Source organism: Desulfosporosinus sp. BICA1-9, assembly GCF_000802135.1.
Genome location: NZ_JUEE01000019.1, coordinates 1 through 12,623, shown reverse-complemented (window position 1 = coordinate 12,623; position 12,623 = coordinate 1). Strand labels below are relative to the sequence as shown.

Sequence of the window (12,623 nt, the reverse complement as noted above, 5' to 3'; positions counted from 1 at the left end):
TTTGGTCGCGTAAGTGTTTGGTTTTTCCGTCATATTGCCAGTAATTTTCTGCTTGGGATATTTTTCGTCCGTAGGCATCATAGCTGTAATTTACAGAAGTTCCGTCAGCTACAGTTACCTGAGAAAGTCTATCGGCTGCATCATAACTGTAACTGCTAGTTCCATTTTCATCCGTCTTTTGGATTAAATCGCCAGCCTCGTTATATTTAAGTTCGTTTCCGCCTTCCGAAACCAGACGGTTGTCGTCATCGTAATAATAGTTGATTGTCCCGTCGTCATCGGTCATGGTCAGTCTATTGCCGGCTTCGTCGTAAGTATATTGAACCTTACTCTGAGGCTTAACCATATAGGCAGGAAGATCTTCCTCCGTTATTGTTTTTTCAAACTTGTTTTTATTCTGTTTTGCTTTGTCCTTTCCGAAAGCCTTACCATGGCCATTATTTCTGTGATGATTAATATTACCGTTGTTGTCATCACCGTGGTTGCCATTGTTTCCGTTTCCATTTCCGCCTGCATTACCGTTTAGGCCACCGTTGCCACCGGCATTACCGCCTCCGTTATTACTTCCGCCTCCGGCATTACTACCTCCGCCGTTGCCACCGCTTCCGCTATTTCCGCCACTGTTTCCTCCCCCTCCGTTCCCGAGTCCAAGAAAGTGGAAAATCGGGTCTTCTGGGCTAGCTGATTTAAGCTTATTATATAAGAAAAGGGAGAAGCTCTTGCTTTGGACCTGCTTATTGCCGTTGCCCTTACCATTATCGGCTCCACTGTTTCCATTACCGTTATCCCAACCGTTATGAAGCCCGTTATCTTGTCCCGGCCCTGGCTGGCTGTTCGGTGGAGTTAGGTAGGTCTCTCTGATCTTTTCGATCTTGTCCCGTGGATAATTAGCTTCAATAAGCCGGTCATTATCATCATAACTGTAGGTTGTTTGGGCCCCGTCTTCTTCCACCTGAGCTATTCTGTTCCCGACAGAGTCATACTGGTAAGCTAAGGAGGAAATAATCCCTTGCGGCCCATTGTTAGTGATTGAACTTATCTGCCCTGCAAGATTATAGGTTGTGTTCGTTGTTACGCCATTGGCATCGTCCTGTGCCAGTATTCGCCCCAGAGGATCGTAGTTAAAGGATGTTATCCGGTCTTCTGGGTCGGTGAGGGTTGTTACCTGGTTTAAAGCATCATACTGATAAGCTGTAATCCGGGCCTCCGGATCGGTGATCTGAGTGAGGTTACCCACAGGATCATACGCTAGGTCCATGGTTTTACCGTTGGACATCACTTGTTTTGTAATTCGATTTAGAGCATCATGGGTATATTCTTCCGAACCGTTGGGATAACCCGCCTTCGTGATATTGCCAAGTTCATCTCGATCAAAAGTATCGCTGGACTGGTTGTTATAGTTAACTTTAATCAATTCGCCTCTGAGGTTATACTCAAATGCGCTTACTTGGCCCATGGGGTCTGTTTTTTCTTTAAGTCTGCCGTTAACATCATAAGAATACTTTGTTTCTTTGCCCGAAGGAGTAAGCTCGGATAAAAGTTGGTCTAAAGGGGTATAGGTCTTCTTCCAGGTTTTGCCCAAAGCGTTGGTTATTTCACTTAAGTTTCCTGCGGGATCGTATTGGTAATTGGTCTTCCCTTCCCTGGGTTCGGTGACACCGGTTAGTCTTCCGGCAAAGTCATAGTTGTAGAGAGTTGAGCGTCCCAGGGTGTCCGTCTGTTTGGTTTTCCGACCTAACGGATCGTATTCATATGAGGTGGTATTACCCGCGGGGTCAATGCTCTTGACCAGGTTATCCAAAAGGTCATATTGGAAATTCCTGCTCACGCCCAGGGAATCGGTCACTTTGGTTAGGTTACCCACCGGATCATACTCATAGGTGGTTTTATTCCCTAAGGGATCACTTTCCATAGTCTTGCGGCTTAAAGAATCATAGGTAACCTTTCTGGTATTGCCGTTGGGATCAGTAAACGAGGTTAGGTTGCCTAAAAGATCATACTGGTATGTGCTCCTGGATCCCAAGGCATCTGTCTCTTTTAGTAGCGAACCTGTGGGACTATATTGGTATCCGGTTTGGTTACCTTTGGCATCAGTAAAGGAGATAAGGCGGTTTAAGCCGTCATAGGCGTACGTCGTTGAGAATCCTAAGGGATCAGTCTGCTTTATCAGGTTTCCGACTTGATCATATTGATAAGCAGTAAGTGCACCGTCAGGGTCACTTTTGCCAGTAACTTTTTTTAGATCATCGTAACTTAAGGTGGTCACATTATTATTGGCATCTTTAACCGTTATAAGGTTCCCCGTCGGATCATAGTCATAAGCTGTCTGGTTGCCCAAAGGATTTGTGACACTGACTAACTGGTTTAAAACGTCGTAATTTCTGGTCGTTGTGTTACCACCCGCATCAATGACTTTAACCATGCGATTGGAAAAGTCATATTGCAGCTGGGTAGTCTGACCCAAAGCATCGGTTAGAGCGGTAAGCATATTGAGAGCGTTATATTGGAAACTAGTCGTGTTTCTGGCAGGATCAACTGTTTTAACTAAGTTGCCCATCGGATCATACTCATAACTAGACACCCTGCCTGCCGGGTCAACTTTTGTGGTTAATTTGCCTAAGGGATTATACATATAAGCAGTACTTTGGCCTAAAGGGTCTTTTTGTTCAACTAGATTTCCTTTATTATCATAATTATATTCCCAAATATCGCCATTTGCGGTAGTTTTAACAGAACGTCGACCGGCTGTGTCATACTGATAGTCAGTAACTTTCCCTTCTGGATCGGTTTGAGAAATGAGATTGTTAAGAGGATCGTAAGAGAACAGGGAAATGTGTCGAAATATAGTGAAAAAGATTGCTTTTCCATAGCGCATTACAACCCGCGACTTCATTCTTCCGGGGCAATCAAAAATTTTGCGGTGCATTCACAAGTTATCTTTACGGCTCAACTTTCAGTACACCTGAGAGTTGAGCCTTTTCGACGTGCAAAACTTCCGATTGCGCCCTTTAAGAACCGTCCCCTCCGTTCTTCACAGCACTTGCGGAACCACGGATGACTATCCAGACGCGGTTTTTAAGAAAGCACCTGTTCCGGCGCCGGTTATGCAACGCTCCCTTGCATCCGCAACGAGCGTTGCATGGATTATGTACCAGAAATATGCCATGGCGGTTCCCCTCTACCGTCAGGAAAAGGAATGGCTACGTATGGGCATAGACTTGACCCGATCAATTATGTCAAATTGGGTGATACAGTGTGCTGCCTCCTGGCTGAAGCCAATGTGTGAAAGGATGCGCGAAAAGCTAATCACCTATGATATTGTCATGAGTGACGAGACGACCATCCAGTGCAATAAGGAGGAAGGCCGGAAGGCATCGAGCAAATCGTACTTCTGGCTGCATCGGAACGGTCAGTATGAGAACACACCGGTCATTCTGTTCCAGTATACCCGAACCCGAGCAGGCGAAAATGCCAGAAAGTTTCTGGATGGTTTTTCCGGTTACCATATCTCGGATGCCTATGCAGGATATGAAAAGGTGGAAAACATAACGCGCTGTTTATGTTGGTCGCACCTGAGACGATACTACCTGGAAGCTATTCCACTGAACAGTAGCAAAAAGGAGATTCCGGGTTCTGCCGGTGCCAAAGGAAGAGCTTATTGCAACAAACTTTTTGCACTTGAAAAGCAATGGAAAGAGCTACCGCATGAGGAACGTAAACAGAAGCGTCTAGAACAGAGTATTCCTGTTCTAAATGCCTTTTTCGCATGGGCTGAAAATGTGAGTACCAATCAAGAGCCGTTAAAGAAGGCCCTCAAGTATACAATGAATCACAGGGAGTACTTTACGAACTTCCTACTGGATGGGCGTATTCCTATTTCTAATAATATGAGTGAGATTTCTATGAAAGCTGTAGCTGTGGCAAGAAAGAACTTCCTCTTTTCCGACACCCCGCAGGGTGCCGAAGCCAGTGCGCTGGTATTCAGCATCATAGAAACGGCAAAAGCCAATGGTTTGGATCCTTATGAATATCTAGTTCACATATTGAGGAGTCTGCCCAATCTTGATTTTTATAGCAAGCCGAACTCATTGGACTGCCACATGCCATGGTCAGATACGCTGCCGGAATTCTGTTATGCGAAGAAAACTAAAAAGGAAGCTGAGGAAGGAAAATAAGCAGGATGGCGATGACTAATATTAACTTCGTAATGGATATGACGAAATCCTTTTTAGATGGAGAAATCGATATTATAGACTTTTATCTGGATTTTCCCTATGAGATAGAAAAACGTTATCGGAAGATGGTCAGGGAAGACAAAGACTATGCAGAACTTATTTATGATTATCTAGTAGAAGAAGGAACCAATAAGTACGATGATCTATCGGATGCCCAGTTCAAGAAATTGATCCGTAAACAGTATAAATACATTAAGGATGTTGCAAGTGAAGGATTTTTCTAAGAACGTTAAAATTGCCCTCGATTTTCAATAAGTTGAAAATCAGGGCGATTTTTTTGTACCACGCTATTTGTTCCACCGCTTACCAAACTCTACATTAAAATTTGCCGTTTTTAAAATCTATTCAGCTAGCTGAGTAAATTTCAAAAACGGCAAATTTTCATCTTCACCCCTGGGAAACTTGTAAAATCAAACGTTATCACCCTCTTGAATGGGTATTCGAGTTGATTTGAAAAAGATGAATGACGTAATATTCAGCCTTTTCAAATCAACGGTTAAACAGCAAGTCAATTTCTTATATGAAAGCATTACCTAAATTTCCCCAGAGATATTTGTAATTCTGTATTCTCCTGTTTACTTAGTGAAGCGATTGAACCGTTCCCTTTATAACCCGGGCCTAAATATAGATGAAAATACGCCATACAAAAAATAATTGTTGACAGGCCCTGACCACGGCGGTACTCTCCGGGTGCCATAAGCAGATTCAGCCGGATTCCGGTTCGGTCTGCGTGAGGAAAAAGAAAAGGTCGCCGTGACCTTCAAATGTAGATAGGACAAAAGTTACTCTGAATTTACTACAAAGCTATATCATTTTAAACATAGGGGTTTACATACCCCTTCCCAAAACTACTTTATCAATAATAATATTGTGGAACTCAGCAAAACCTTCTACAGCGCAAAGTAAAATTTCTACCGCCTCTTTTTCTGCACTGCCCATATCTATTGAGAAGCCAACAATTGAATCTTCATACCAAATGTCAGATTTCGAATGAATTGGACCTCCAAAAGTAGAATGTACTCCCAAGATATACCAACTATTGATAAGTTCACGAAATGCATCTAGAATTTCCCCATCTAACTCCCCGACAATGTGTATTTCAAAGTTTAAGTCTTCCCAATAAACCTTTTCGTTTTGTTCCACTGGTATACCCATTTGAATCAACTCCGCTTCTAAATTAATCGAAAACTAATCTGCCGTACTTCCTAGACATACCTCGTTTTTCATTTTCAATAATTTTATCCATTTCTTCTTCTGGTAAAATTGGTTTGGAGAACTTTTTCAATTCCTTTAGAGCGTCATCCGAATAATTGTTTATATCCGGTGTCAATTGCAAATACAGATTTTTTTTATTATTAAATTTTATTTCTTCAACTTTATAACAAGGGGCTTGCTTCTTAATAAAATCCAGACCCCCTAATTTTTCAATATGTCCTTCACTAATGATATTTCCCCAATAATAACCTCTAGCCAGCTCTTTAAAATTATGTGAATGAAAATCATAATCTAAATCTAATAATCCTTCCAATAAAGAGGCTTGCGGTGACCACCTTGCATAATAATATTCATATGACAAGTATCCGGTTGTTCCGTTAACAGCAGTAAATAGTTCTTTAAATAGATTAACAATTCTATTTTGAATCTCTTCAGGTATTAATTTACCAATCAGTCTTTCGCTTATTGAAAAAGCAATACTATTAGCTACCAGCTCAGAAGAACCATAGTTCTCCATTTCAAAGTTATAATCACAGGTAATACTCAAAGCAGTTGCTGGATTATCATATTTAAACTCATCATATGTGTCAGGGTCAGGGAATAAATAAATGTATTGCATTTCGTCTTTTAATATCATATCGCAGATCTTATCCCAGTTTATTTTAGTAAATCGATATATTTTCTTGCGTCCATTTTTCTTTTCCGTTTGTATTACCAAAGGTCTTTCATACTGGAATACAATTTCCTTAAGTAGTACATTAAATAGGTCTATTAATTCAATATTTTTTTCGCTAAGCTTATCATATGTTGCTATATCAAAATAAATATTTCGATCAAAAATTCTATCATTCAAGTGTTCATCTCTCCTTCTTATCGGTCTATTATGAGAAGAGGAATACTTCCTCTTCTCATAAATCCTTTTTTTCTATGGAACAGGAATTAGATTTCTTGGCGGGAAAAGTCTAGAGAGTTCTGAAATTATCCAATATGCTGCGCCAGCACCTGCTAATGCACCAGCAGATTCACCCAATATACTGGTTTGAGGTTCAGTACTCGGCTGCTTCTGATTTGAGGAAGCAGAATAATATATCATCCCTGATTCATATTTAAAGGGAGAACTACCACTTCTTACACTGACAGTCATATCACTATTATACGTAAAGCTAAACGATTCCAGTATGTGGCCTGGAACAATTGTTCCATTCCCAGCTTTGATATATCTTTCTAACTGCTTACTTCCTTCACCTCTAGTATAGTAGGCATTATCAGGTTTTACTTCCCAAGCCTCACTTGTAAATGGATCGTATACATCAATAGATCCATATCCTCCATTTTTACCTCCTCCTTTAATGGGATATTCTATGATAAACGGACCGTATCGAAGAGCAACTTCTTGTTGAACTGCTTTATGCATTTTACTCGCTTCTAAAAGTTTATCAATTTTTTCTCTTGTACTCTCTTGGTCAAGTCCAAAATACGGATCTGTAGAGGCAATAAGATTACCCGTCCCCTGATGGGTAAGATCACTACTAACGTTTTGAACATCAGGTAATAAAATACTTCCTCCTTCAGGCGGTGGAGGCGGCGGGGTATAATCGTCTCCACCGCTGTAACCGCTGTCCGAACTGCCGCCACCATTGGATGACGTGCCTCCTGATGTTGTACTTCCAGATGACGCACCTCCTGATGTTGTACCTCCAGATGACGTGCCTCCTGATGTTGTATCTCCGGATGACGTATCTCCTGATGACGTCCCAATCGTTTCTCCAATTTGTAGATTTTCCGGTGTTCCAGTATAACCAAGATCCGTCCAGTTGCTCCCATCGCCAGTTGTTTCTTGAGCTAAGCCCCATAAAGTATCCCCTGATTCGGCTGTATATGTCCCATCACTATTGTCAACCCAGTGCCCGGTTGGATCAGTCCGGTTAACCGGGTTATTCCAGGCATAAGCATAAGTATTCAAACTTTGCGGCTTGTTCAGTTGACCCATGAAGGTATCCGGCATGATAAACTGCCCAACCATCGGGTTATACCAACGGGAACCGAAGAAGGCTAGTCCTGTCTTGGGATCGTATTCCTTCCCTGTTATGCCCATCCGACTGTACGGGGCAAGTACCCCTGCAAACATGCCGCCGAAGGCATCCCAACGGTACTTAACCACATTCTCGCCCAGGCGATCGGTTAAGTCAGTTACATTACCTAGGGCATCATAGTGGTAATACATCAGTCCGCCCCTGGTTCTAATGTTATCGGCATTTCCCCAAGTTTTTCGGTCATGGAAGCCGAACATATTGCGGGCGATGACCTTTCCGTTTGCCGTATAGTATTCGGCAAGGGGTGAGCCTTCTCCTGTATATTCCTTGAGCAAAGTTTCCCCTCTATAAAGATAATCTGTTGTTTGGTCGCGTAAGTGTTTGGTTTTTCCGTCATATTGCCAGTAATTTTCTTCTTGGGATATTTTTCGTCCGTAGGCATCATAGCTGTAATTTACAGAAGTTCCGTCAGGTACAGTTACCTGAGAAAGTCTATCGGCTGCATCATAACTGTAACTGCTGGTTCCGTTTTCATCCGTCTTTTGGATTAAATCGCCAGCCTCGTTATATTTAAGTTCGTTTCCGCCCTCCGAAACCAGACGGTTGTCGTCATCGTAATAATAGTTGATTGTCCCGTCGTCATCGGTCATGGTCAGTCTATTGCCGGCTTCGTCGTAAGTATATTGAACCTTACTCTGAGGCTTAACCATATAGGCAGGAAGATCTTCCTCCATTATTGTTTTTACAAACTTGTTTTTATTCTGTTTTGCTTTGTCCTTTCCGAAAGCCTTACCCCGACCATTATTGCCGTGAGGATTAATATTACCTTTGTTACCGTCGCCGTGATTGCCATTGTTTCCATCACCATGGTTACCATTATTCCCGTTGCCATTTCCGTTTTCATTTCCAGCACCGTTACCGTTTCCGCCTGTATTACCGTTTAGTCCGCCATTTCCTCCGCTGTTTCCGCTATTGGCATTACCGCCTCCGTTATTACTATTGCTTCCTCCATTGTTATTTCCGCCGCTTCCGCTGTTACCTCCACCATTTCCTCCTCCGTTGTTACCTCCACCGCTGTTGCCGTGGCCGAAAATGTGGTAGAACCCATTTTCTAGGCTGGCTGATTTAACCGTATCCATTGAGAAAAGGGAGAAATTGTTGCTTTGGGTATGCTTATTTCCGTTACTGTTACCATTGCCCTTGCCATTGTCGGCTCCACTGTTTCCATTGCCGTTATCCCAACCGTTATGAAGCCCGTTATCTTGTCCCGGCCCTTGCTGGCTGTTCGGTGGAGTTAGGTAGGTCTCTCTGATCTTTTCGATCTTGTCCCGTGGATAATTAGCTTCAATAAGCCGGTCATTATCATCATAACTGTAGGTTGTTTGGGCCCCGTCTTCTTCCACCTGAGCTATTCTGTTCCCAACAGAGTCATACTGGTATGCTAAGGAGGAAATAATCCCTTGCGGCCCCTTGTTAGTGATTGAACTTATCTGCCGACTGCAAGCTGTTAATCTTCTTATTGACGGTGGACACCTCGTAGCCGTTTTCTACTAGGTTATTTCTATAGTTGGTGATTCGGAATCGCTTGAGATCACCAGTGAAGTCGGTGCCCGTCTGCGCGAGGTACGCCAGAAAGCCTGTGATGTCACCGACGTAGCTTTCAACAGTCTCGGGAGGCTTGCTGTCCTCCGTCAGGTACCGGGCTAAGCCTTGTACTATCTCTTATGCCCCCTAGTTCAGTTCGATTTGTTCTTGTTTTTGCATGTTTTTTCTCCTCTTTATTTGTATGCTTGACTCTCTGCGAAAGGTAGAAAGAAAGACCAACGGAATTTGATTTCCCGCTGGTCTATGTATGAGACACTTTTTCATTTGTCGCTTCGTCAGTATTGACGCTATTTTAGGGTCACGTTAGGGGCTGCTGACTGCAGATTTAGGTCATCCGCCGGAACAACTGAAGTTAGGAACATATATTATTTCCTTGACCAAATTACCTTTCTGCTTTGAAGGAGCGTTTGGAACATGGCAAGGAGGTATTGAGAATGAATGTTATCGGCATGTACGTAAAGGCAATTGTTGAGAAGTACGGACTGGAGGAAAGCGACATCTACGTTTCCCAAGTGGAATCCTTTGTCTTCCACCCTGAGGAACTAGAGGGTGTCATCCAGAACTCAGTTGTTCTGGAGGCTCCACGCCTAATTACCACGTTCCCCGTCAAGTCAGCATGTGGTGGGCGATGCGTCCACGTCATCGCGGACAAGGACACCTACGAGGTACTAGAGATCGTGGAGACAGTGGACGAGTGACAAATTGGGGATGAGTTTTCCTCACAAAGAGGGCAACCTTCCCCTTTTTTTTGCACTCACCGATGCCCTCATCGACTTGCTCGCTACAAAATGTGGCAAAATTCACTGCAATAGAAAAAGGGTCCAGTCGACTTTTCGCTGGACCCTTGTGCCACAACGGTTTGTTAGAATCGTTGTACCGAAAAACCAGCTGCTGAATTATCATTCTACAGCTAGTTTATTATTACAAGTCTGCCCAAACCACAGTACCACCTGTCACAATAGAAGAACCTCAAGAGAGTATTTAGAAAAATACCCTGATAACTAGTATTACAATCTCAAACTGAAGACCTACGAATAATTGCTTTTAATAACTTATTTGCTTCTTCGTTATTGGCATCAACTTTTGTTATGCGGTTAATCCATTCACGAGCATTTTCCAAATTTTTGATTTTGTAGTAACAGAATGCGATATCCAACATATTCTCAATATCATCAGGTTCTACTTCGGACATAAAGAGAAACTTCTTCAGAGCATCAACGTAGTCTTTCCTAGCGAGGAAAACTAAACCTTGGTTTTTAATTGCATCTATGCAATTATTGTCATAGTCGTATGCAAGATTAAATTCTTTAAGAGCATTTTCATAATCATCCAATCTAAGATAACACATACCTAAATTCAAGTGTGTTTCAGGCTGCTTATTATCAATAAACAATGACTTTTCATAATAGGTTTTTGCTCTTTCGTATTTTTTAATCTTATCGTAATAAACACCTAAATAATAATTTGTATCTGCGTTATCTGGGTTTAACAAAATTGCTTTTTGAAAATACGATAAAGCTTTTTTAAAGTTTTCTGTCTTTAGATAAACTCTTCCAAGGTTAAAAAGAGGTCTTTCCCATCCAGAGGAGTTTTTGTTGAGCTTTCTGAAAATACTAATGGCTGAAATATAATTATTTAGTTCTAGGTAACAACAACCAATATAATTCAAACAGTCATTAGTCTCCTTCAAGTCATAAGACTTTTTGAAATAACTTAATGCCTTTTCATATTGACTATTAATGTAATATATTTCTGCTTTCTCATAATACTTTTCTGATGTCATCTTATAAACTCCTTCTGCACAACGATTGGGGAACCGAGTGAACGTCTATACACGGCCATTCACTCAGTTAAATCTCCCTTACGGTACTGGCACTAAGTTTCTGGGTGGGAATAACCTTGAACCTTCAGAAAGTATCAAGTAGATAGTTAATGCTCCACCAGTTAAACCTGTGATTTCACTTACTTTGTCTCTAAAGTTTCCATTTTTCAAGTCATTATACGATTGATTGTCATCATTTCTACCGCCTTGTTTTGCGTCATGTAGTTCTCTTGTCTTTTCCTCACGTGTAGCCCTGTCTTTACCCCACGCATCATCAATCTGTCTTGCCTCTCTCTTTTTAGCGTCACTTGACCGCCCTCGCTCTTTTAGATTTCTATCATACAAATCGTCATACTGATCATCATAATAATCATCACCAGAGTCAATACCAATTAATCCAGAGGGTATTAAAAGCTTCTGACCAGCTTTGATAAGGTTTGGATTAGAAATACCGTTGGCATTTGCAATCGCATCAACTGATGTACCGTAGGTTTGAGCTATTTCGCTAAGTGTATCTCCAGGTTTTACATTGTAATCAGCATTACCCGTCCCCTGATTAGTATCATTGACAATCGCAGGTAATGGGATACTTCCCCCTTCAGGCGGTGGCGGCGGAGTATAATCGTCTCCACCGCTGTAACCGCTACCCGAACTGCCGCCACCATTGGATGACGTGCCTCCTGATGAGCCCCCTCCTGATGACGTCCCAATCGTTTCTCCAATTTGTAGATTTTCCGGTGTTCCAGTATAACCAAGATCCGTCCAGTTGCTCCCATTACCGGTTGTTTGTTCAGCTAAGCCCCATAAAGTATCCCCTGATTCGGCCGTATAGGTCCCATCACTATTGTCAACCCAGTGCCCGGTTGGATCAATCCGGTTTACCGGGTTATTCCAGGCATAAGCATAAGTATTCAAACTTTGCGGCTTGTTCAGTTGACCCATGAAGGTATCCGGCATGATAAACTGCCCAACCATAGGGTTATACCAACGTGAACCGAAGAAGGCTAGTCCTGTCTTTGGATCGTATTCCTTCCCTGTTATGCCCATCCGACTGTACGGGGCAAGTACCCCGGCAAACATGCCTCCGAAGGCATCCCAACGATACTTAACCACATTCTCGCCCAGACGGTCGGTCAAATCCGTTACATTACCTAGGGCATCATAGTGGTAATACATCAGTCCGCCCCTGGTTCTGATGTTATCGGCATTTCCCCAGGTTTTTCGGTTATGGAAGCCGAACATATTGCGGGCGATGACCTTTCCGTTTGCCGTATAGTATTCGGCAAGGGGTGAGCCTTCTCCTGTATATTCCTTAAGAAGTTGTTCCCCTCTATAAAGATAATCTGTTCTTTGGTCGCGTAAGTGTTTGGTTTTTCCGTCATATTGCCAGTAATTTTCTGCTTGGGATATTTTTCGTCCGTAGGCATCATAGCTGTAATTTACAGAAGTTCCGTCAGCTACAGTTACCTGAGAAAGTCTATCGGCTGCATCATAACTGTAACTGCTAGTTCCATTTTCATCCGTCTTTTGGATTAAATCGCCAGCCTCGTTATATTTAAGTTCGTTTCCGCCTTCCGAAACCAGACGGTTGTCGTCATCGTAATAATAGTTGATTGTCCCGTCGTCATCGGTCATGGTCAGTCTATTGCCGGCTTCGTCGTAAGTATATTGAACCTTACTCTGAGGCTTAACCATATAGGCAGGAAGATCTTC

Annotated in this window: 9 protein-coding genes and 1 pseudogene; 3 read left to right on the top strand and 7 right to left on the bottom strand. The window is 42.4% G+C overall.

Features of this window, described 5'->3' with window-relative positions:
• Nucleotides 1–2,875 (bottom strand): annotated as a pseudogene (locus JL57_RS02330) (hypothetical protein); the annotation flags it as partial.
• Nucleotides 2,876–2,984: 109 nt separating this feature from the next.
• Here JL57_RS02330 and JL57_RS02325 point away from each other — a divergent pair.
• On the top strand, nucleotides 2,985–4,175 hold the full coding sequence (locus JL57_RS02325) for an IS66 family transposase (RefSeq protein ID WP_045691534.1): 1,191 nt from the start codon (nucleotides 2,985–2,987) through the stop codon (nucleotides 4,173–4,175).
• A gap of 11 nt (nucleotides 4,176–4,186) precedes the next feature.
• Nucleotides 4,187–4,459, top strand: coding sequence for a hypothetical protein (locus JL57_RS02320; RefSeq protein ID WP_291299603.1), 273 nt, complete (start codon nucleotides 4,187–4,189; stop codon nucleotides 4,457–4,459).
• Between the two features lie 604 nt (nucleotides 4,460–5,063).
• On the opposite strand, the gene JL57_RS02315 is transcribed toward JL57_RS02320, so the two are convergent.
• The 4 genes from JL57_RS02315 to JL57_RS36185 form a co-directional block, all read right to left on the bottom strand.
• Nucleotides 5,064–5,390, bottom strand: a complete 327-nt coding sequence (locus JL57_RS02315) for a hypothetical protein (RefSeq protein ID WP_034140448.1) — start codon at nucleotides 5,388–5,390, stop codon at nucleotides 5,064–5,066.
• A 22-nt stretch (nucleotides 5,391–5,412) separates the two neighbouring features.
• Entirely contained in the window at nucleotides 5,413–6,303 is an 891-nt protein-coding gene (locus JL57_RS02310) for a hypothetical protein (protein WP_034140447.1), read from the bottom strand.
• 72 nt (nucleotides 6,304–6,375) lie between these two features.
• Nucleotides 6,376–8,937, bottom strand: coding sequence for an RHS repeat domain-containing protein (locus JL57_RS33305; RefSeq protein WP_291299604.1), 2,562 nt, complete (start codon nucleotides 8,935–8,937; stop codon nucleotides 6,376–6,378).
• Between the two features lie 19 nt (nucleotides 8,938–8,956).
• Complete coding sequence (locus tag JL57_RS36185; RefSeq protein WP_366556969.1) at nucleotides 8,957–9,178, bottom strand: hypothetical protein; 222 nt, start codon at nucleotides 9,176–9,178, stop codon at nucleotides 8,957–8,959.
• 344 nt (nucleotides 9,179–9,522) lie between these two features.
• On the opposite strand from JL57_RS36185, the gene JL57_RS02300 reads away from it, so the two are divergent.
• Nucleotides 9,523–9,786 (top strand): hypothetical protein, encoded by a 264-nt coding sequence (locus JL57_RS02300; RefSeq protein ID WP_034140446.1) that lies wholly within the window; start codon nucleotides 9,523–9,525, stop codon nucleotides 9,784–9,786.
• Nucleotides 9,787–10,103: 317 nt separating this feature from the next.
• On the opposite strand, the gene JL57_RS02295 is transcribed toward JL57_RS02300, so the two are convergent.
• A complete protein-coding gene (locus JL57_RS02295) occupies nucleotides 10,104–10,871 on the bottom strand; it encodes a lipopolysaccharide assembly protein LapB (protein ID WP_034140445.1) in 768 nt (255 codons plus the stop codon).
• Between the two features lie 78 nt (nucleotides 10,872–10,949).
• Nucleotides 10,950–12,623, bottom strand: a 1,674-nt coding sequence (locus JL57_RS02290) for a LysM peptidoglycan-binding domain-containing protein (protein ID WP_034140444.1), incomplete at its 5' end; no start/stop codon positions are given.

Excerpts from the sequence above, each read along its gene's own strand:
- JL57_RS02320 (WP_291299603.1), top strand. The coding sequence starts at position 4,187 with ATGACTAATATTAACTTCGTAATGGATATGACGAAATCCTTTTTAGAT.
- JL57_RS02315 (WP_034140448.1), bottom strand. The coding sequence starts at position 5,390 with ATGGGTATACCAGTGGAACAAAACGAAAAGGTTTATTGGGAAGACTTA.
- JL57_RS02295 (WP_034140445.1), bottom strand. The coding sequence starts at position 10,871 with ATGACATCAGAAAAGTATTATGAGAAAGCAGAAATATATTACATTAAT.
- JL57_RS02300 (WP_034140446.1), top strand. The coding sequence starts at position 9,523 with ATGAATGTTATCGGCATGTACGTAAAGGCAATTGTTGAGAAGTACGGA.